Origin of the sequence: Mycobacterium mantenii, from assembly GCF_001667865.1 — a bacterium.
GTDB classification, from domain to species: Bacteria; Actinomycetota; Actinomycetes; order Mycobacteriales; family Mycobacteriaceae; genus Mycobacterium; species Mycobacterium mantenii_A.
On record NZ_LZJP01000032.1, the window covers coordinates 104,805 to 124,969 of the forward strand.

Sequence of the window (20,165 nt, forward strand, 5' to 3'; positions counted from 1 at the left end):
CGGACGGCGCGAAAACCTGAGCGTGGAGGGGATACGCCGTAGCCTCACCCTCCCGTCGGTATCGGCCCGATGGATCGGAGTTCATGGTGCATCGTCGTCTGGCAACGCGCACGTTCGCCGCGTCGACCACTGTCGCCGCGCTCGCCTCCTTGCTGCCGGCTGCGCCGGCCAAAGCCGACGTCGTGGTGTATCCGGGCATGGAGATACGCCAGGACAACCGCGTCTGCACGCTGGGATACGTCGACCCCAGCCTGAAAATCGCCTTCACCGCGGGACACTGCCGCGGCGGGGGCGGTGTGGTCACGGACCGGGGTGGTGCCGTCATCGGCCGGATGGCGGCCTTCCGGGACAACACCCCCAGCGGGACAACCGTGTCCACCAGCCAGGTGATCAGCGATTACGAAGCGATCGTGCTGGACAACAGCGTCATGGCGAACAATATCCTGCCGGGCGGTCGTCCGCTGGTCTCGGACCCCGGCCTCGCGCTCGCGCCCGGGCAGCCGGTCTGCCATTTCGGCGTGATCACCGGGGAAACCTGCGGCACCGTGGAGAGCGTGAACAACGGCTGGTTCACCATGTCGCACGGCGTGCAGAGCCACAACGGCGACTCGGGTGGCCCGGTGTACCTGGCGCCCAACGGCGGCCCGGGACAGCTCGTCGGCATCTTCAACAGCGTCTGGGGTGATTTCCCGGCGGCGGTGTCGTGGGGGGCCACGTCACAGGAGGTTCGCGAGGACCTCGGGGTGCGCGACAACGCGCACTAGGGGCGGTCAGCCCACCGGGGTCAGCGCAAACACCGGAATCGTGGGCGCCACGGCGCGGAATTCCTCGTCGCTGCTGTCCGGGGTCAATCCGCCGACGTAATCCTTCACCTGCCAGTACCACCTGGCCAGATAACGCCTCAACAGCTCGGGTTTGGCCGCGTCATCGACCTCGCTGGCGCGCACGCGTCGCCGGTGCCAGCGCGGACCCACCTCGACGACGGACGTGGCCCGGACGTTTCGCGCCCACTGGGTGTTGCCGCGCGGCGAGACCAGGTAGTCCACACCGTCCACGGTCAGCAGGTTGATCACCACCGCGCGCGGCTTGCCGGTCTTGCGGCCGCGGACGCGCAGCGCCCGGGTTCCGGCGATGCTGATCCCCGCCTCGGCAAGCCAGCGGATCATCCCGTTGGCTGCGCGGGCGGCCCTGTTCGGTTCTTCGTATCGCGTGGACATGATGCCACCCCTCAGCGAATCTTGGTCAAATTTGAGAGAGCAGTGCTCTCTGAAAGGAACACGCTGCCACAACTCGCTACGGAAAGCAAGAGCGGTGTTCTCGGTTATGCCAGACTGGCCGCGTGGGCAAACGCCAGGAATCGCGGGAGCAGATCGAGGCGCGAATCGTCGAACTCGGCCGCCGCCAGCTGGTGGAGCGCGGCGCGGCCGGCTTGTCGGTGCGGGCCATCGCGCGCGAGCTGGGCATGGTGTCCTCGGCGGTGTACCGCTACGTGTCCAGCCGTGACGAGCTACTGACCTTGCTGCTGGTGGACGCCTATTCCGACCTGGCCGACACCGTTGATCGCGCCCGCGAAACCGTCGGGGACCTGTGGAGCGACGATGTCATCGCGATCGCGCGGGCGACGCGGGAGTGGGCCGTCGCGCACCCGGCGCGCTGGGCCCTGCTCTACGGCAGTCCCGTGCCCGGATATCACGCACCGCCCGAGCGCACGGTGGCGGTGGGCACCCGGGTGGTGGCGGCGCTGTTCGACGCGGTGGCAGCCGGAATCGCCACGGGCGATATCCGTCTCACGAACGACCTTGCGCCGCAGCCGATGTCATCGGACTTCGAGCGAATTCGCCACGAATTCGGGTTCCCCGGTGACGACCAGGTCCTCGCCAAGTGCTTTTTGCTGTGGGCGGGGGTGCTGGGGGCCATCAGCCTCGAGGTGTTCGGGCAATACGGCGCCGATACCCTGACCGACCCGGAAGCCGTCTTCGACGCCCAACTGCGGATGCTGGTGGACGTGCTGAGCCAGCACCGGTGAGGGGCCACAGCCGCGGACAGCTCGAATTAGAACGTGTTCACCCGGTTTTTTGCCGTTCGGATGCGAACGCCATGGCAAAGTCGTGTGGGCCCTTTCTGGCGGCCCGGCGGCTGGACTATTCTGCGAGGCGATGACGCTTCCCGTTGAATCGCCAACGCAGGTTGCCTGGGTTACCGCGGATCTGAATGCCACCGAAACGGCCCTTACCGGCCTGTTAGGCGTGCGGAAGTGGGTGCGCATACCCGATGTGCACTTCGCTCCGGACGCGTGTAGCTACCGCGGCAATCCCGCCGACTTCGTTGCCAGCATCTCGCTGAGCTACCTCGGCGACATGCAGTTGGAGCTGATCCAACCGGTTCGCGGGGAGAACATCTATAGTGACTTTCTGTCCGAGTGCGGGCCCGGTCTGCACCACGTCTGCGTGGAGGTCGACAGCCCCGAGCACCTCGAAGCGGCGGTGACCGAGGCCGCCGATCGGGGCGCCGCGGTTGTGCAGCGAGGCGCGATGCCGGGCGGCATCCAATTCGTGTACCTATCGGCGCCGCAGGCGGGCGTGCCGTATGTCGAATTCGCGTACGTCCCGCCCGAAATGAGGGCGTTTTACGACTACATCAAACAGGAGCAGCGGTGAGCCGCAGCGACGATGCACTGGGGGCACCTCCCGCTTGCGGGGGACGCAGCGATGAGAAGGAGTGGCGCCAATGAGCACGGAGATACCGGCGACAGTCAGCGCGGACGGCGTGACCACGTGGTCGGATGACGTCGACGTCGTGGTGATCGGGTTCGGCATCGCCGGCGGGTGCGCCGCGGTGAGCGCGGCCGCGGCCGGTGCGCGGGTGCTGGTGCTGGAACGCGCGGCCGCAGCGGGTGGCACCACTTCGCTTGCCGGGGGCCACTTTTACCTTGGCGGCGGGACCGCGGTGCAGCAAGCCACCGGCCAGGACGACTCCGTCGAGGAGATGTACAAGTACCTGGTCGCGGTGTCGCGCGAGCCCGAACTCGACAAGATCCGCGCGTACTGCGACGGCAGCGTCGAGCACTTCAATTGGCTGGAAGACTTGGGCTTTCAGTTCGAGCGCAGCTACTACCCGGGCAAAGTCGTCGTCCCGCCCGGCACCGAGGGGCTCAGCTACACCGGCAACGAGAAGGTGTGGCCCTTTTGCGAGCAGGCGAAGCCGGCGCCGCGCGGCCACTCGGTGCCGGTGCCCGGCGAGTTAGGCGGCGCGAGCATGGTGGTCGACCTGCTGCTCAAACGCGCCGACGCCCTGGGCGTGCAAATCCGCTACGAGACCGGGGTGACGAACCTGGTCACCGACGACGACGGCGCCGTGGTCGGCGTCGCGTGGAAACACTTCACCGAGACCGGCGCCATCAAGGCCAAGTCCGTCATCATCGCGGCGGGCGGATTCGCGATGAACCCCGATATGGTCGCCGAGCACACCCCCGCACTGGGCCAGCAGCGACGCACCAAGCATCACGGCCTGGTGGCGCCCTACATCCTGGGCAATCCCAACGACGACGGACTGGGCATCCGAATGGGCGTCTCGGCGGGCGGCGCGACCAAGAACATGGACGAATTGTTCATCACGGCGGCTGCCTATCCGCCCGAGGTCCTCCTGACCGGCGTGATCGTCAACAAAGAGGGCAAGCGTTTCGTCGCCGAGGACTCCTACCACTCGCGCACTTCGGCTTTCGTGTTGGAACAGCCCGACCAGACGGCGTACCTGATCGTCGACGAGGCGCACACCGAGATGCCCGCCATGCCGCTGATCCGCTTCCTCGACGGGTACGAGACGATCGCGGAAACGGAAGCCGCGCTTGGCATTCCCGCGGGCAACCTGGCGGCCACGCTGGACCGCTACAACGAGCACGCCGCCGCGGGCGAAGATCCCGATTTCCACAAGCAGCCGGAATTCCTTGCGCCACAAGACAACGGCCCCTGGGCGGTGTTCGACCTGTCGCTGGGGCGGGCGATGTATTCGGGATTCACCATCGGCGGCCTCGCGGTGACGGTCGACGGCGAGGTGCAACGGGCCGACGGCACCGTGGTGCCCGGTTTGTACGCCGCCGGCGCGTGCGCGTCGAACCTCGCCCAGGACGGCAAGGGCTACGCGAGCGGAACGCAGCTGGGTGAGGGGTCGTTCTTCGGCCGCCGCGCCGGAGCGCACGCGGCCCGGCGGGCCGGGGGAGCGTAGGCGCGCCACCACACAGCGCCGGAGCGCACGCGGCCCGGCGGGCCGGGGGAGCGTAGGCGCTAGACGCGCGCGGGCTCCTTTTCGACCGGACCCAGTTGCCACGGGCCTCCGCCGAGCAGATGGAGCTGCTGCTCGTGGTGCTGTTCGACGGTGGGCCGGTGGCTCACGCTGACCATGACGCACTCCGGCAACTCAGCCCGGACCAATTGGTACAGCGCGTATTCCAGGCCTTCGTCCAGCGCGGAGGTGGCTTCGTCGAGGAACACCGCCTTGGGTTTGGTGAGCAGGATTCGCGCGAAGGCGACACGTTGCTGCTCGCCCGGGGACAGCACCTTGGCCCAATCCTGGTCTTCGTCGAGCCGGTTGATCAGCGGCGCCAGGGCGACTTTGGTGAGCACCTCGCGCAGCTGCTCATCGGAGATGTTGTCCGGCGAATTCGGGTAGCACACCACGGTGCGCAGGCTGCCGAGCGGCACATACGGCAGCTGCGACAAGAACATCGTCGCGTTGTCGCCGTCCGGGCGGCACAGGGTCCCCGAGGCGTACGGCCAAAGTTCGGCGAGGCTGCGCAGCAGCGTCGTCTTTCCGGCACCCGAGCGGCCGGTGATCACCAGCGAATCACCTTCCGCGAGTTCGACATCCAGCGGGTCGATCAACCGGTCTCCGTCCGGCGTGCGCACCTCGATGCCGCGGAGCTCGACCGTCGACTCTTCGCTGGGTTTCACCAGAATGGTTGGCAGCGCACGGCCCTGATCGTTGGCGTCCACCAAGCCGTGCAGCCGGATGATCGCGGCCCGGAAAGCGGCGAAGGCGTCGTAGTTGTTACGGAAGAAGGACAGTGAGTCCTGAATGTTGCCGAACGCGGTCGCGCTCTGGCCGACGTCGCCGAAGTCGATCCGGCCGGCGAACAGTCGCGGTGCCTGAATCACCCAGGGCAACGGCACGATCGCCTGCGACACCGACCAGTTCCAGCCGTTGAAGATGATCGTCCGGCGAACGAACTTGCGGTAGTTGTCGATGATCGGGGTGAACCGCCGCCACAGCTGCGCACGTTCGACCCGCTCGCCGCGGTAGAAGCCCACCGCCTCCGCGGCGTCGCGCAACCGCACCAGGGCGTAACGGAACGCGGCATTGAGCTTCTCGTTGTTGAAGCTCAGCTGAATCAGGGGATGCCCCAGCCAGATTGCCACCACCGTGGCGACCACGACGTAGACCAGGACGGTCCAGAACATCGCGCGGGGCAGCTCGATGCCCAGAACGTTCAGGTTGCCGGACAGGCTCCACAGAATCGCGGCGAACGAAATCACCGAGGCGACGGCATTGACGGCGCCGAACAGCAACGTGCTGCCCGTCCCGTTGGACGGAATGTTCGGGGTGCCGCCGGCGTTGGCGGTGAAGATGTCGATGTCCTGCTGGATGCGCTGGTCGGGGTTGTCAATGGTGTTGTCGATGAACAGATCCCGGTAATAGGCCCGGCCGCTGAGCCAGTCATCGGTGAGATTGGCGGTCAGCCACATGCGCCAGGCGATGATGAATCGCTGCGTCAGGTAGATGTCCACCATGAACCGGAAGACGTACAAGACCGCCAGCACGCTGAAAATTGCGATCGACATCCAAAAGCCGTGGATACCTGAGGCTTTGACCGCGTCGTCGTCGGCCGCGATGCCCTGCACCGCCTTCTGCACCGCCGTGTACAGGTCGTTGCCCTGGTAGCTGAGCAGGACCATCAACCGCACCGACAGCAGCACCGACAGCAACAACACGCCCAGCATGAGCCACACCCGGACGCTGTGTGCGCCGACGAAGTAGCCGCGGGTGATCCGCCAGAACTGCCGGCCCCAGGGGGTGAGGTAGCGGAACGCCAGCAGGACCCCGAACAGGCAGATGGCGCTGACCACCCACGCTATGGCGACCCATCGCAAGGAATCGATGGGTGCCGACGACCAGTTGATCGATGGCTTGAATGGCTTTGGGCCCATCGTCGATGTCTCCTTACGGCCGAGGTGGCCGGACTCTCCTGTAGTTCAAATCCTTGGGCGAAGGTACCCGACGGATCTGGTTAGGCTGCGGTCATGACTACCGACGCCGTCCCCGCACAAACATTGCACGCCGGCCGGCTCGTCGCGCGGCGTCTGCGGGCCAGTGGTGTGGACACGGTCTTCACGCTCTCCGGCGGCCACCTGTTCTCCATCTACGACGGGTGCCGCGACGAGGGTATCCGGCTGATCGACACCCGCCATGAGCAGACCGCGACCTTCGCCGCCGAAGGCTGGTCGAAGGTGACCAGGTCGCCGGGCGTGGCCGCGCTGACCGCGGGGCCGGGCATCACCAACGGGATGAGCGCCATGGCGGCGGCGCAGCAGAACCAGTCGCCGCTGGTGGTGCTGGGCGGCCGGGCCCCGGCCCAGCGCTGGGGCCAGGGTTCGCTGCAGGAGATCGACCATGTGCCGTTCGTGGCGCCGCTGGCCCGCTTCGCCGCCACCGCACAATCGGCGGACGACGCCGGCCGACTCGTCGACGACGCGCTGCGCGCGGCGGTCGGCGCGCCGTCGGGGGTGGGTTTCGTCGACTTCCCGATGGACCACGTGTTCTCCATGTCCGACGACGACGGCCGGCCCGGGGCCCTGGTCGACCTGCCGGCGGGGCCGGCACCCGACGGCGATTCCCTGAGCCGGGCGGCCGCCCTGCTGTCCGCGGCCAAGCGGCCGGTGATCATGGCGGGCACCAATGTTTGGTGGGGACGCGGCGAGGCGGCGCTGCTACGCCTTGCCGAGGAACTCCAGATACCCGTGCTGATGAACGGAATGGCCCGCGGCGCGGTTCCCGCCGACCATCCGCTGGCCTTCTCCCGAGTTCGTGGAAAAGCCTTGGGGGAGGCCGATGTTGCGCTGATAGTCGGGGTGCCCATGGACTTCCGGCTCGGGTTCGGCGCGGTGTTCGGGGCGCAGACCCAGCTCATCGTGGCGGACCGTGTCGAACCCGAACGCCGCCATCCGCGGCCGGTGCAGGCCGAGCTCTACGGCGACCTGTTGACGATTCTCGCGGCGCTGGCCCCCGCCACGGGGGCCGACCACCGGGACTGGATCGGCGAACTGCGGACCGCCGAGACCGCGGCGCGCGCCAAGGAGAAGGCCGAGCTCGCCGACGACCGCATTCCGCTGCACCCCATGCGGGTCTACGCGGAGCTCGCACCCATGCTGGACCGCGACGCGATCGTCGTCATCGACGCCGGTGATTTCGGGTCGTACGCCGGACGGGTGATCGACAGCTACCAGCCGGGTTGCTGGCTGGACAGCGGCCCGTTCGGGTGCCTGGGTTCGGGCCCCGGCTACGCCCTGGCCGCCAAGCTGGCCCACCCGGATCGCCAGGTGGTGCTGCTGCAGGGCGACGGCGCGTTCGGCTTCAGCGGCATGGAATGGGACACCCTGGTGCGGCACCACGTGCCCGTCGTGTCCGTGATCGGCAACAACGGCATCTGGGCTCTCGAAAAACACCCCATGGAAGCCTTGTACGGCTATTCGGTGGTGGCGGAGCTGCGTCCGGGGACGCGCTACGACGAAGTGGCCCAGGCCCTGGGCGCCCACGGCGAACTGGTCACCGCGCCCGGCGAGCTCCGGCCGGCGCTGGAACGTGCCTTCGCCAGCGGGCTGCCCGCCGTCGTCAATGTGCTCACCGACCCCGATGTCGCGTATCCACGCCGGTCCAACCTCGCCTGATGGGTCGGCTCGCCCCCTCGCCGCTTCGCGGCTGGGAGGTACCCCCACCTCACGCCGCTGCGCGGCCTGCATCGTCACCGACTGGCTTGAGCCCGCCCAGGAAGTCACCGCGTACCGTTGACCTGTGCCTAAGACGACCCGCGCTCAACCTGGCCGGCTGAGCAGCCGCTTTTGGAAGCTGCTCGGCGCCAGCACCGAAAAGGACCGCAGCCGCTCGCTCACCCAGGTCACCGACTCGTCGGAGTACGACGACGAGGCGGCCGGTCTGACCGACCAGCAGCTGCGCAAAGCGGCCGGGCTGCTCAACCTCGACGACCTCGCGGAGTCCGAGGACATCCCGCAGTTCCTCGCCATCGCCCGGGAGGCGGGCGAGCGGACGACCGGGTTGCGGCCGTTCGACGTGCAGCTGCTGGGGGCGTTGCGCATGCTGGCCGGCGACGTGATCGAGATGGCCACCGGTGAAGGCAAGACGCTGGCCGGTGCGATCGCCGCGGCCGGATACGCGCTGGCCGGACGGCACGTGCACGTGGTGACCATCAACGACTACCTGGCCCGTCGTGACGCGGAGTGGATGGGCCCTGTCATCGAGGCCATGGGGTTGACCGTCGGGTGGATCACCGCCGAGTCGACCAGCGAGGAACGCCGAACGGCGTACGGCTGCGACGTCACCTACGCCTCGGTCAACGAGATCGGCTTCGACGTGCTGCGCGATCAGCTGGTGACCGACGTCGCCGACCTGGTATCGCCGAACCCCGACGTAGCCCTGATCGACGAGGCCGACTCGGTGCTGGTCGACGAGGCGCTGGTGCCGCTGGTGTTGGCGGGAACCACCCACCGGGAGACGCCGCGGCTGGAGATCATCAAGCTGGCCGGGCAGCTGGAGGCGGGCGTCGATTACGACACCGACGCCGACAGCCGCAACGTTCACCTCACCGAGGTCGGTGCGCGCAAGGTCGAAAAGGCGCTCGGCGGGATCGACCTGTACTCCGAGGAGCACGTCGGCACCACTCTGACCGAGATGAACGTCGCGCTGCACGCGCACGTGCTGCTGCAGCGCGACGTGCACTACATCGTCCGCGACGACGCCGTGCACTTGATCAACGCGTCGCGCGGGCGCATCGCGCAGCTGCAACGCTGGCCGGACGGCCTGCAGGCCGCGGTCGAGGCCAAGGAGGGCATCGAGACCACCGAGACGGGTGAGGTGCTCGACACCATCACCGTGCAGGCGCTGATCAACCGCTACGCGACGGTGTGCGGCATGACCGGCACCGCGCTGGCCGCCGGCGAGCAGCTGCGCCAGTTCTACAAGCTCGGCGTGTCCCCGATTCCGCCGAACAAGCCCAACATTCGTGAAGACGAGTCGGACCGGGTGTACATCACCGGCGCCGCCAAGAACGACGCGATCGTCGCGCACATCGCCGAGGTGAACGAGACCGGACAGCCGGTGCTGGTGGGCACCCGCGACGTGGCCGAATCCGAGGACCTGCACGAGCGGCTGCTGCGCCGCGGCGTGCCGGCGGTGGTGCTGAACGCCAAGAACGACGCCGAGGAGGCCCAGGTGATCGCCGAGGCCGGCAAGTTCGGCGTGGTCACCGTCTCGACCCAGATGGCCGGTCGCGGCACCGACATCCGCCTGGGTGGCTCCGACGAAGCCGACCACGACCGGGTCGCCGAGCTGGGCGGGCTGCATGTCGTCGGAACCGGGCGGCACCACACCCAGCGCCTGGACAACCAGCTGCGCGGCCGCGCCGGGCGGCAGGGCGATCCGGGGTCGTCGGTGTTCTTCTCGAGTTGGGAAGACGACGTGGTGGCGGCCAACCTCGACCACAACAAGTTGCCGATGGACACCGACGAGGACGGCAGGATCGTCAGCCCCAAGGCGGCGGGCCTGCTCGACCACGCCCAGCGCGTGGCCGAAGGCCGAATGCTGGACGTGCACGCGAACACCTGGCGCTACAACCAGCTGATCGCCCAGCAGCGCGCCATCATCGTTGATCGGCGAAACACGTTGCTGCGCAACCCAACCGCACGTGAGGAACTCGCCGAGCTGGCGCCGAAGCGCTACGAGGAGCTGGCCGAGACCGAAGGCATCTCCGAAGAACGGCTCGAGGTGATCTGCCGGCAGATCATGCTCTATCACCTCGATCGCGGCTGGGCAGACCATCTGGCCTATCTGGCCGACATCCGCGAGAGCATCCATTTGCGTGCGCTCGGGCGGCAGAACCCGCTGGATGAGTTTCACCGGTTGGCCGTCGACGCGTTCGCGTCGCTGGCCGCGGACGCGGTCGAGGCGGCGCAGCAGACCTTCGAAACCGCGAACGTCCTGGAAGAGGAGCAGGGCCTGGACCTGTCCAAGCTGGCCAGGCCGACGTCGACGTGGACTTACATGGTCAACGACAACCCGCTGTCGGACGACACGCTGTCCACCCTGAGCCTGCCCGGGGTCTTCCGCTAGGGATTGGCGGCGCCGAATGTGCGTCCTGCCGCACACCCGCGCCCGAGTGTGCGGCCAGCCGCGCACTCACCGTCGGGCTCGGTCCGCGCTGCGGACCGCATCGTCGGCGGGCTAATGTCACGGCTCATGGAGCCGGTGCTTCCGCCCAACCGGGTGCTGACGGTGCCCAACGTGCTCAGCGTTGTCCGCCTCGCGCTGATCCCGGTGTTCGTCTACGCCCTGCTGGTCGCGCATGCCAACGGGTGGGCGGTCGCGATCCTGATGTTCAGCGGCGCTTCGGACTGGGCCGACGGCAAGATCGCGCGGCTGCTGGACCAGTCCTCGCGGCTCGGTGTTCTGCTCGATCCCGCGGTCGACCGCCTCTACATGGTGGCCGTGCCCATCGTGCTGGCGATCAGCGGCATCGTGCCGTGGTGGTTCGTCATCGTCCTGCTCGCGCGTGACGGTCTGTTGGCAGCGACGCTGCCGCTGCTGTGGAGTCGCGGATTGTCGGCGCTGCCGGTGACCTATATCGGCAAGGCCGCGACGTTCGCGTTGATGTCCGGCTTCCCGCTGGTGCTGCTGGGCACCTGGGACGCGCTGTGGAGCCGCGTGATCGGCGCCTGCGGATGGGCCTTCCTGATCTGGGGCATGTACGCCTACCTGTGGGCGTTCGTGCAGTATGCGGTGCAGATGACTCTCGTGCTGCGACGCATGCCCAAGGTCGACCGCGGTTCTCGTCCGTCGGCCGCGGCGAAGGTGGCCGATCATGGCTGACGTGGACCGCCTGCTCGGCGGCTACGACCCCAACGCGGGTCAAAGCGCGCATGTGGCGTCGCGGCCCAAACGCATCCCGGTGCCGTCCCTGTTGCGCGCGTTGCTGTCCGAGCACCTCGATCCGGGCTATGCCGCGGCGGCGGCCAAGCGCAGCGCCGCCGGCGAACCGCGCAGCGGACACCAGCGTGTGTTCGGTTGGCTCTGGCAGGCGTTGGCAGCGCTGCTGATCGCGACGGTCTTCGCCGCCGCGGTCGCGCAGGCCCGCTCGGTGGCTCCCGGGGTGCGCACAGCGCAGCAGCTGCTGCTGGGCAATGTGCGCTCGACGGAAGGGTCCGCGGCCACGTTGAGCCGGCGGCGCAGCGAGCTGTCGGCGCGGGTCGACGACGTGCAGCGCCACGCCCTGGCCGACGACGCCGAGGGGCAGCGGCTGCTGAAACGCCTTGACGCGCTGAGCCTGGCCGCGGCCAGCACGGCGGTCATCGGGCCCGGTCTGAAGGTGACCGTGACCGATCCCGGTGCCAGCCCGAACCTCTCCGACGTGTCCAAGCAGCGGGTCAGCGGCAGCAGGCAGATCATCCTGGACCGCGATCTGCAGTTGCTGGTCAACTCGTTGTGGGCGAGCGGTGCCGAGGCCATTTCGGTCGGCGGCGTGCGGATCGGGCCGAATGTGACCATCCGGCAGGCCGGCGGTGCGATCCTGGTCGACAACAACCCGACCAGCAGCCCGTACACGGTGCTGGCGATCGGCCCGCCGCGCGCGATGCGCGACGTCTTCGACAACAGCCCCGGCATGCAGCGCCTGAGGCTGCTGCAGATGTCCTACGGCGTGGTGGTTACGGTGGACGTCGCCGACGGACTAACGCTCCCTGCCGGATCGATCCGGGATGTCAAGTTCGCCAAGCAGATTGGGCCACAGTGAGAAAAGTCCTGAACAGACACATTCCCCTGTGCGAGACGCGGCCGGGAAGCCAAGCATGATCGGTATCGCAGCACTGGCGATCGGCATCGTGCTCGGCCTGGTCTTTCACCCCGCGGTGCCCGAAGTCGTCCAGCCCTATCTGCCGATCGCGGTGGTCGCGGCGATGGACGCGGTATTCGGTGGATTACGCGCATATCTGGAACGGATCTTCGACCCGAAGGTCTTCGTGATTTCGTTCGTGTTCAACGTCTTCGTGGCCGCCCTGATCGTCTACGTCGGCGACCAATTGGGCGTGGGCACGCAGTTGTCCACGGCCATCATCGTCGTGCTGGGTATCCGCATCTTCGGCAATGCCGCCGCCCTGCGCCGCCGGCTGTTCGGGGCGTGACGCGCAGCGGCGACGAGTAGAGCGAAGCGATGAGAGGAGCGCCATGACCGAGTTGAGGTCGGCGTGAGCGAGGATCCGGAAGACCGCGCCGCCGGCCAGCGAGCCGCCGGCCAAGCTGGTGACGAGTCAACCGCACCAAGCGGGCCAACCGGTCCGGGGGCCGACGAAACGTCGAAAGAGGCAGCGCCGCGCGGCCGCCATGAACTCGCCGCGAAAACCCCCCGCCCGGAAATCGGACCGGTGCGCCGCACCGGGTTATCCGGGATGGTGCGCGGCGGTCGGTCCCGGATGGCGTTCGGAACGCTGGCCGCCATGCTGTGCCTGCTGCTGGGCCTCGCCATCGTCACCCAGGTCCGCCAGACCGAATCGGGTGACTCGCTGGAGACGGCCCGGCCCGCAGACCTTTTGGTGCTGCTGGACTCGTTGCGACAGCGCGAAGGCACGCTCAATACCGAGGTGAACGAGCTGCAGAACACGCTGAATTCACTGCAGGCGTCCGGAAACAACGACCAGGCCGCCATCCAATCCGCGAAGGCCAGACTGTCGGCGCTGGCCATTCTGGTCGGGGCGGTCGGCGCCACCGGACCCGGCGTCACCGTCACGATCGAGGACCCCGCGCCCGGGGTTTCGCCCGAGGCCATGCTCGACGTGATCAACGAGTTGCGCGCCGCGGGCGCCGAGGCGATCGAAGTCAACGACGCACACCAATCGGTGCGAGTGGGTGTCGACACGTGGGTGGTGGGTATGCCTGGGTCGCTGACCGTCGACTCCAAAACGTTGTCGCCGCCGTATTCGGTTCTGGCGATTGGCGATCCGCCCACCCTTGCCGCGGCCATGAACATTCCCGGTGGCGCGCAGGACACGGTCAAGCGCGTCGGCGCGCGGATGTCCGTGCAGCAGGCCGACCGAGTGGACGTGACCACCTTGCGGCAACCAAAACCGCACCAATACGCTCAGCCCGTCAAGTGAGCACCACCCGAACAGAACAGGATCACTCGTGAGCGATATCCCGCCCGATCTGCGCTACACCGCCGAACATGAATGGGTTCGTCGAAGTGGGGATGACACGGTACGCGTGGGCATCACCGATTTTGCGCAGTCCGCGTTGGGCGATGTCGTGTTCGTTCAGCTGCCCGACGTGGGCACCGAGCTGACCGCGGGCGAGTCGTTCGGTGAGGTCGAATCCACGAAATCAGTGTCGGACCTGTATGCCCCGGTGTCGGGCAAAGTGTCGGCGGTCAACACCGATCTGGACGGCAGTCCGCAATTGGTGAATTCCGAGCCGTATGGAGCCGGTTGGTTGCTGGATGTGCAGGTCTCCGAGGTCGGCGAATTGGAGTCGGCCATCTCTTCGCTGCTCGACGCTGAGGCCTACCGCGGAACGCTGACCGAATGACGATTGCTAATGTCCCTGCAGCCCCGCACGGCGAGCGAGCGGTGCGGTCAGGGTACGGGGGAGTCGAAGTTTCGGTTCGTCAGGTGGTGGGCGCATCGCAGGCCGGTGCGCGGTACCGTCGACACATCGACCTTTGAAAACCTTCGGAGATCGCTGAAAGACACGTGAAAGACACTTGAAAGTACGAAACGGCAGTAAACGGCATACCGGGCAACGAAACCTGGTGCACGAGCCGGCCGAGCGGCCCGGACAGACAACGCCACAGCGGCCAGTGAGGAGCAGCGCGTGACGGACATGGACAACGACCAGAATTCGGATGAAGTCACGGTAGAGACGACTTCGGTCTTCCGTGCCGACTTCCTCAACGAGCTGGACGCTCCCGCGCAAGCGGGAACCGAGAGCGCGGTATCGGGCGTCGAAGGTCTCCCGGCGGGCTCGGCGTTGTTGGTCGTCAAGCGGGGACCGAATGCGGGCTCGCGCTTTTTGCTGGACCAGGCCACCACGTCCGCCGGTCGGCATCCCGACAGCGACATTTTTCTCGACGACGTAACCGTCAGCCGTCGGCACGCCGAATTCAGGTTGGAAAACAACGAATTCAGCGTGGTCGACGTTGGTAGTCTCAACGGCACTTACGTCAACCGTGAGCCCGTGGACTCCGCGGTGCTTGCCAACGGTGACGAAGTGCAGATCGGCAAGTTCCGCTTGGTGTTTCTGACCGGACCCAAGCAGGGTGAGGATGGAGGATCTTCAGGCTAGTGAGCGCACCCGATAGCTCGGCACTGGCCGGGATGTCGATCGGGGCGGTCTTGGAATTGTTGAGGCCGGACTTCCCCGATGTCACCATCTCCAAAATCCGTTTCTTGGAGGCCGAGGGATTGGTGACGCCGCAGCGGGCTGCGTCGGGGTACCGAAGGTTCACCGCATATGACTGCGCGCGGTTGCGGTTCATCCTTACCGCGCAGCGTGATCACTACCTGCCGCTGAAGGTCATCAGGGCGCAACTGGACGCCCAACCCGACGGTGAGCTGCCGCCCGTCCGAGCGTCCTATTCCGTCCCGCGCCTGGTGTCCGTGGCGGGAACCGGGGCGGCCGGCGCGGGCTCCGACGCGGGCTCCGACACCTCGGCGGTGGCCCCTGCCCACGTCCGGTTGAGCCGCGAGGAGTTGCTGAACCGCGCGAACGTCGATGACGAGCTGCTGACGGCGCTCCTCAAAGCCGGAGTGATCACCACCGGGCCCGCCGGGTTTTTCGACGAGCACGCCGTCGTCATCCTGCAATGCGCGCGGGCGTTGTCGGATTACGGTGTCGAGCCGCGGCACCTGCGGGCGTTCCGTTCGGCGGCCGATCGGCAGTCGGATCTGATCGCCCAAATTGCCGGGCCGGTAGTCAAAGCCGGCAAGGCCGGCGCGCGCGATCGTGCCGACGATTTGGCACGCGAAGTCGCGGCGCTTGCCATCACGTTGCACACGTCGTTGATCAAATCCGCCGTTCGCGACGTTCTGGATCGCTGAGGACTAGACTTCGGTCGACAGCTTGGTTTTCGGCAGCAGGGCGGATTTTTTTTGACCTCGCCGTCCCTGGCGAGCACCAAGCCGACCGGCGCCATTAATGCGGAGGGCAGACACAAATGGGTGAAGTTCGTGTTGTCGGCATTCGCGTAGAGCAGCCGCAGAACCAGCCGGTGTTGTTGCTGCGCGAAACCGACGGTGACCGTTACCTCCCGATCTGGATCGGACAGTCGGAGGCTGCCGCCATCGCACTCGAGCAGCAAGGTGTCGAGCCCCCTCGCCCGTTGACGCACGATTTGATCAGGGATGTGATTGCCGCGCTTGGGCATTCGTTGAAAGAGGTGCGGATCGTCGATCTGCAAGAGGGCACTTTCTACGCTGACCTGGTGTTCGATCGCAACATCACCGTGTCGGCCCGTCCCTCGGACTCGGTGGCGATCGCGCTGCGCGTCGGCGTGCCCATCTACGTCGAGGAAGGCGTGCTTGCCCAGGCCGGTCTGCTGATCCCCGACGAGACCGACGAGGAAGGCGGCACCACCGTCCGGGAGGACGAGGTGGAGAAGTTCAAGGAATTTCTCGACAGCGTGTCGCCGGACGATTTCAAGGCCACCTAGCCCGCCGACGATGCAGCCCGCTCCGCGGGATGTTGAGGAGGCGGGCAGTTTGGCCAAGCGCCCCGACGATGCAGCCTGCCGCGGGGGTGTTTGATGTGCCCCAGCGCAAACCCGCTACTACCAGCACTTGGGATCGGCGGTGCGGCTGGTCTAGCCTTGGATGGTGACATCACGGATGCATCTCAAACAACACCGTGATGTCGACACGCTGGCGGATAGCTCGCCCACTTGGCCCCGCGGCGGCCATACTTTGATCGCGACTACAGGCGCGGCGGCTATCGGAAAGCGTAAGCTCTACTAGCACTCGGGCCTGAGCAAACGTGGCTGTAATCCAGCCTCATACGGAGCTAACGACGAGAGCGCGATCGCGGAGAGGAACCACCGTGAGCGAGCAGCCACGCCAAGAGCAGCTCAACCTAGCTGAGACCGGTAGCCCGGCGAGCAGTGACCGTAGCGTCACCGTCGCCAGCGCACCCGTGCAGCCCGGACTTTTCCCGGACGACTCCGTGCCCGACGAGTTGGTCGGCTACCGCGGTCCGAGTGCATGCCAGATCGCCGGCATCACGTACCGGCAGCTGGACTACTGGGCACGCACCTCGCTGGTGGTCCCGTCGATCCGCAGCGCGGCGGGCTCCGGCAGCCAGCGGCTCTACTCGTTCAAGGACATCCTGGTCCTCAAGATCGTGAAGCGGCTGCTCGACACCGGGATCTCGTTGCACAACATCCGCGTCGCGGTCGATCATCTGCGCCAGCGCGGCGTCCAAGATCTGGCCAACATCACGCTGTTCTCCGACGGCACCACCGTTTACGAGTGCACGTCGGCCGAAGAGGTCGTCGACCTGCTGCAGGGCGGGCAGGGCGTCTTCGGCATCGCCGTATCCGGTGCCATGCGCGAGCTGACCGGCGTCATCGCGGACTTCCCCGGCGAGCGGGCCGATGGCGGCGAGTCGATCGCCGAGCCGGAGGACGAGCTGGCGTCCCGGCGCAAGCACCGCGACCGCAAGATCGGCTGACGGCGCGCCCGCGCAACACACCACGCCGCGCTTCGCGCGGGCCGAGTAAACTGGGCCGCGCATCGCATTCGAGCGGGAGAGTTCCGTGGCCGCCAGCCACGGACGCCGAAGGAGCAACACCTCTCCGTCAACCTCTCAGGCACCCGGACCGCACGACATCATGATGCCTCTGGAAAGCGGCGTGGACCCCCGTGGTCCGCACCCGCCGATGGGGAAAGGCGCTCGGGCAGCATCGGGCGCCGAATCTCTCAGGCGCCCGGCGAACGGGTGAAGACAGAGGGAGAGGGCCGCTAGTCCTCTGCCTCGATATGCCTTCGCCCGTCTACTCAGGAGTTCCAGTGCCCGATCAATTCACCTTCGCAGCTCGGCACATCGGCCCGGACAGCCAGGCCGTCGCCGCCATGCTCGCCGTCATCGGTGTCGACTCCCTCGACGAACTGGCCGCCAAAGCCGTTCCGGCCGGCATCCTGGACCGGCTCACCGAGGGCGGCGCCGCGCCGGGACTTGACCAACTGCCGCCGCCCGCCAGCGAAACCGAGGCGCTGGCCGAGCTGCGGTCGTTGGCCGAGGCCAACACGGTGGCCGTGTCGATGATCGGGCAGGGCTACTACGACACGCTCACGCCTCCGGTGTTGCTGCGCAACATCTTGGAGAACCCGGCCTGGTACACCGCCTACACGCCGTATCAGCCGGAGATCAGCCAGGGCCGGCTGGAGGCCCTGCTGAATTTCCAGACGATGGTGGCCGACCTGACCGGTCTCGAGGTGGCCAACGCGTCGATGCTCGACGAGGGCACCGCGGCGGCCGAGGCCATGACGTTGATGCACCGCGCGGCCCGCGGCAAGGCCAACCGCCTGGTGGTCGACGCCGACGTCTTCGCCCAGACCGCGGCCATCGTGGCCACCCGGGCCAAGCCGCTGGGGATCGAGATCGTCACCGCCGACCTGCGTGACGGGCTGCCCGACGGCGACTTCTTCGGTGTCATCGCGCAGCTGCCCGGGGCCAGCGGCCGGGTCACCGACTGGGCGGGGTTGGTGGAGCAGGCGCACGACCGCGGCGCGCTGGTCGCCATCGGCGCCGACCTCCTCGCCATGACACTGATCACGCCCCCCGGTGAGCTCGGCGCCGACGTCGCCTTTGGTAGCACCCAAAGATTCGGTGTGCCAATGGGTTTCGGCGGGCCACACGCCGGCTACCTGGCGGTGCATGCCACCCACGCGCGCCAGCTGCCGGGTCGTCTGGTCGGCGTGTCGCTGGACGCCGACGGATCGCCGGCCTACCGGCTGGCGTTGCAGACCCGCGAGCAGCACATCCGCCGCGACAAGGCGACCAGCAACATCTGTACCGCGCAGGTGCTGCTCGCGGTGATGGCCGCGATGTACGCCAGCTACCACGGCGCCGAGGGGCTGACCGCGATCGCGCGCCGCGTGCACGGTCACGCCGAGTCGATCGCCGCCGCCCTGGGCGATGCGTTGGTGCACGAGAAATATTTCGACACCGTGCTCGCGCGGGTGCCGGGCCGCGCCGCCGAGGTGATCGCCGCGGCCAAGGCCAACGGCATCAACCTGTGGCGGGTCGATGACGACCACGTGTCGGTGGCCTGCGACGAGGCCACCACCGGCGACCATGTCGCCGCGGTGCTCGAGGCCTTCGGGCTGCGCACCACCGGTCGGGCGGGTGCGGGTGCCGGCATCTTCACTCGCACATCGGAATTCCTCACCCATCCCGCGTTCACCCAGTACCGCACCGAGACGGCGATGATGCGCTACCTGCGCACGCTGGCCGACAAGGATATTGCGTTGGACCGCAGCATGATTCCGCTCGGATCCTGCACCATGAAGCTGAACGCCGCCGCGGAGATGGAACCCATCACCTGGCCGGAGTTCGCCCGCCAGCATCCTTTCGCGCCCGCGTCCGACACCCCCGGGCTACGGCGTCTCATCGCCGACCTGGAGACCTGGCTGGTGCAGATCACCGGTTACGACGCGGTCTCGCTGCAACCCAACGCCGGGTCACAGGGCGAGTACGCCGGCCTGCTGGCCATCCACGACTATCACGCCAGCCGGGGGGAACCGCACCGCGACATCTGCCTCATCCCGTCCAGTGCGCACGGCACCAACGCCGCGTCGGCGGCCCTGGCCGGGATGCGGGTCGTCGTGGTGGCCTGCCACAGCAACGGCGACGTGGATCTCGACGACCTGCGCGCCAAGGTCGCCGAACACCGCGACCGGCTGTCGACGCTGATGATCACCTATCCGTCCACGCACGGCGTCTACGAGCACGACATCGCCGAGATCTGCGCGGCCACCCACGACGCCGGGGGCCAGGTGTACGTCGACGGCGCCAACCTCAACGCGCTGGTCGGGTTGGCCCGGCCCGGCAAATTCGGCGGCGACGTCAGCCACCTGAACCTGCACAAGACGTTCTGCATCCCGCACGGCGGCGGCGGGCCCGGTGTCGGGCCGGTGGCGGTGCGTTCGCATCTGGCGCCGTTCCTGCCGGGGCACCCGCATGCCCCCGAGTTGCCCCAGGGGCATCCGGTGTCGGCGGCGCCCTACGGGTCGGCCTCGATCCTGCCGATCAGCTGGGCCTACATCAGGATGATGGGCGCCGAGGGCCTGCGTGCGGCGTCGCTGACCGCGATCACCTCGGCCAACTACATCGCCCGCCGCCTCGACGAGTACTTCCCGGTGCTCTACACCGGCGAGAACGGCATGGTCGCCCACGAATGCATCCTGGACCTGCGGGGCATCACCAAGGCCACCGGTGTTACCGTCGACGACGTCGCAAAGCGCTTGGCGGACTACGGCTTTCACGCGCCCACCATGAGCTTCCCGGTGGCCGGCACGCTGATGGTGGAGCCCACCGAAAGCGAGACCCTGACCGAGGTCGACGCCTTCTGCGACGCGATGATCGCCATCCGCGGCGAGATTGACCGGGTGGGCTCGGGGGAGTGGCCCGTGGACGACAACCCGCTGCGGGGCGCACCGCACACGGCCGAGTGCCTGGTGATCGGCGATTGGGACCACCCGTACACCCGCGAGCAGGCGGCCTACCCGCTGGGCAAGGAGTTCCGCCCCAAGGTGTGGCCGCCGGTGCGTCGCATCGACGGTGCATACGGGGATCGCAATCTGGTCTGCGCGTGCCCGCCGGTGGAGGCGTTCGCGTAATCGCTTCCG

18 protein-coding genes and 2 riboswitches are annotated in these 20,165 nt (G+C 67.5%); of the genes, 16 read left to right on the top strand and 2 right to left on the bottom strand.

The window, feature by feature from the left end:
• Positions 1 to 83: 83 nt before the first annotated feature.
• Positions 84 to 764, top strand: coding sequence for a hypothetical protein (locus A5688_RS05450; RefSeq protein ID WP_067913397.1), 681 nt, complete (start codon positions 84 to 86; stop codon positions 762 to 764).
• 6 nt (positions 765 to 770) lie between these two features.
• Here A5688_RS05450 and A5688_RS05455 read toward each other — a convergent pair whose 3' ends face one another.
• On the bottom strand, positions 771 to 1,217 hold the full coding sequence (locus A5688_RS05455; protein ID WP_067834944.1) for a nitroreductase family deazaflavin-dependent oxidoreductase: 447 nt from the start codon (positions 1,215 to 1,217) through the stop codon (positions 771 to 773).
• A 122-nt stretch (positions 1,218 to 1,339) separates the two neighbouring features.
• On the opposite strand from A5688_RS05455, the gene A5688_RS05460 reads away from it, so the two are divergent.
• The 3 genes from A5688_RS05460 to A5688_RS05470 all read left to right on the top strand — a co-directional run bounded on the left by A5688_RS05460 (position 1,340) and on the right by A5688_RS05470 (position 4,221).
• Positions 1,340 to 2,026: a TetR/AcrR family transcriptional regulator gene (locus A5688_RS05460; RefSeq protein ID WP_067834942.1), complete on the top strand. Its 687-nt coding sequence runs from the start codon at positions 1,340 to 1,342 to the stop codon at positions 2,024 to 2,026.
• A gap of 130 nt (positions 2,027 to 2,156) precedes the next feature.
• Positions 2,157 to 2,657, top strand: coding sequence for a VOC family protein (locus A5688_RS05465; protein WP_067834941.1), 501 nt, complete (start codon positions 2,157 to 2,159; stop codon positions 2,655 to 2,657).
• 70 nt (positions 2,658 to 2,727) lie between these two features.
• Positions 2,728 to 4,221, top strand: a complete 1,494-nt coding sequence (locus A5688_RS05470) for an FAD-binding protein (protein ID WP_067913400.1) — start codon at positions 2,728 to 2,730, stop codon at positions 4,219 to 4,221.
• Between the two features lie 59 nt (positions 4,222 to 4,280).
• Here A5688_RS05470 and A5688_RS05475 read toward each other — a convergent pair whose 3' ends face one another.
• Complete coding sequence (locus A5688_RS05475; RefSeq protein ID WP_067834938.1) at positions 4,281 to 6,200, bottom strand: ABC transporter ATP-binding protein/permease; 1,920 nt, start codon at positions 6,198 to 6,200, stop codon at positions 4,281 to 4,283.
• Positions 6,201 to 6,293: 93 nt separating this feature from the next.
• Between A5688_RS05475 and A5688_RS05480 the strand changes: the two genes are divergently transcribed.
• The 12 genes from A5688_RS05480 (at position 6,294) to gcvP (ending at position 20,156) form a co-directional block, all read left to right on the top strand.
• Positions 6,294 to 7,937, top strand: coding sequence for an acetolactate synthase (locus A5688_RS05480; RefSeq protein ID WP_067913403.1), 1,644 nt, complete (start codon positions 6,294 to 6,296; stop codon positions 7,935 to 7,937).
• A gap of 124 nt (positions 7,938 to 8,061) precedes the next feature.
• On the top strand, positions 8,062 to 10,392 hold the full coding sequence (secA2, locus tag A5688_RS05485; RefSeq protein ID WP_067913406.1) for an accessory Sec system translocase SecA2: 2,331 nt from the start codon (positions 8,062 to 8,064) through the stop codon (positions 10,390 to 10,392).
• A gap of 126 nt (positions 10,393 to 10,518) precedes the next feature.
• Entirely contained in the window at positions 10,519 to 11,148 is a 630-nt protein-coding gene (locus tag A5688_RS05490; protein WP_067834931.1) for a CDP-alcohol phosphatidyltransferase family protein, read from the top strand.
• On the top strand, positions 11,141 to 12,067 hold the full coding sequence (locus A5688_RS05495; RefSeq protein ID WP_067834929.1) for a DUF881 domain-containing protein: 927 nt from the start codon (positions 11,141 to 11,143) through the stop codon (positions 12,065 to 12,067). Before A5688_RS05490 ends, A5688_RS05495 begins: the two co-directional genes overlap by 8 nt.
• A gap of 55 nt (positions 12,068 to 12,122) precedes the next feature.
• Positions 12,123 to 12,455 (top strand): small basic family protein, encoded by a 333-nt coding sequence (locus A5688_RS05500; RefSeq protein WP_067131731.1) that lies wholly within the window; start codon positions 12,123 to 12,125, stop codon positions 12,453 to 12,455.
• 231 nt (positions 12,456 to 12,686) lie between these two features.
• Positions 12,687 to 13,424 (top strand): DUF881 domain-containing protein, encoded by a 738-nt coding sequence (locus A5688_RS05505; protein WP_067913563.1) that lies wholly within the window; start codon positions 12,687 to 12,689, stop codon positions 13,422 to 13,424.
• Between the two features lie 28 nt (positions 13,425 to 13,452).
• Positions 13,453 to 13,851: a glycine cleavage system protein GcvH gene (gene gcvH / locus A5688_RS05510; protein WP_067834925.1), complete on the top strand. Its 399-nt coding sequence runs from the start codon at positions 13,453 to 13,455 to the stop codon at positions 13,849 to 13,851.
• A 294-nt stretch (positions 13,852 to 14,145) separates the two neighbouring features.
• The gene (gene garA / locus A5688_RS05515; RefSeq protein ID WP_369806961.1) at positions 14,146 to 14,607 is read left to right on the top strand and encodes a glycogen accumulation regulator GarA; all 462 of its coding nucleotides are present in this window, start codon (positions 14,146 to 14,148) and stop codon (positions 14,605 to 14,607) included.
• Positions 14,607 to 15,362, top strand: a complete 756-nt coding sequence (ftsR, locus tag A5688_RS05520; protein WP_067913409.1) for a transcriptional regulator FtsR — start codon at positions 14,607 to 14,609, stop codon at positions 15,360 to 15,362. The genes garA and ftsR overlap by 1 nt, the downstream gene beginning before the upstream one ends.
• Positions 15,363 to 15,478: 116 nt before the next feature.
• On the top strand, positions 15,479 to 15,973 hold the full coding sequence (locus A5688_RS05525; RefSeq protein ID WP_067834921.1) for a bifunctional nuclease family protein: 495 nt from the start codon (positions 15,479 to 15,481) through the stop codon (positions 15,971 to 15,973).
• Positions 15,974 to 16,356: 383 nt separating this feature from the next.
• Positions 16,357 to 16,986, top strand: coding sequence for a MerR family transcriptional regulator (locus tag A5688_RS05530; protein ID WP_067834920.1), 630 nt, complete (start codon positions 16,357 to 16,359; stop codon positions 16,984 to 16,986).
• Positions 16,987 to 17,049: 63 nt separating this feature from the next.
• Positions 17,050 to 17,147: riboswitch (glycine riboswitch) on the top strand.
• A riboswitch (glycine riboswitch) is annotated at positions 17,148 to 17,273 on the top strand.
• A 51-nt stretch (positions 17,274 to 17,324) separates the two neighbouring features.
• Entirely contained in the window at positions 17,325 to 20,156 is a 2,832-nt protein-coding gene (gene gcvP, locus A5688_RS05535; protein WP_067913412.1) for an aminomethyl-transferring glycine dehydrogenase, read from the top strand.
• Positions 20,157 to 20,165: the final 9 nt, after the last annotated feature.

Coding starts and splice junctions, on each gene's coding strand:
- A5688_RS05450 (WP_067913397.1), top strand. CDS start 84: ATGGTGCATCGTCGTCTGGCAACGCGCACGTTCGCCGCGTCGACCACT.
- A5688_RS05455 (WP_067834944.1), bottom strand. CDS start 1,217: ATGTCCACGCGATACGAAGAACCGAACAGGGCCGCCCGCGCAGCCAAC.
- A5688_RS05465 (WP_067834941.1), top strand. CDS start 2,157: ATGACGCTTCCCGTTGAATCGCCAACGCAGGTTGCCTGGGTTACCGCG.
- A5688_RS05470 (WP_067913400.1), top strand. CDS start 2,728: ATGAGCACGGAGATACCGGCGACAGTCAGCGCGGACGGCGTGACCACG.
- A5688_RS05475 (WP_067834938.1), bottom strand. CDS start 6,200: ATGGGCCCAAAGCCATTCAAGCCATCGATCAACTGGTCGTCGGCACCC.
- A5688_RS05480 (WP_067913403.1), top strand. CDS start 6,294: ATGACTACCGACGCCGTCCCCGCACAAACATTGCACGCCGGCCGGCTC.
- A5688_RS05490 (WP_067834931.1), top strand. CDS start 10,519: ATGGAGCCGGTGCTTCCGCCCAACCGGGTGCTGACGGTGCCCAACGTG.
- A5688_RS05495 (WP_067834929.1), top strand. CDS start 11,141: ATGGCTGACGTGGACCGCCTGCTCGGCGGCTACGACCCCAACGCGGGT.
- A5688_RS05500 (WP_067131731.1), top strand. CDS start 12,123: ATGATCGGTATCGCAGCACTGGCGATCGGCATCGTGCTCGGCCTGGTC.
- garA (WP_369806961.1), top strand. CDS start 14,146: ATGGACAACGACCAGAATTCGGATGAAGTCACGGTAGAGACGACTTCG.
- A5688_RS05525 (WP_067834921.1), top strand. CDS start 15,479: ATGGGTGAAGTTCGTGTTGTCGGCATTCGCGTAGAGCAGCCGCAGAAC.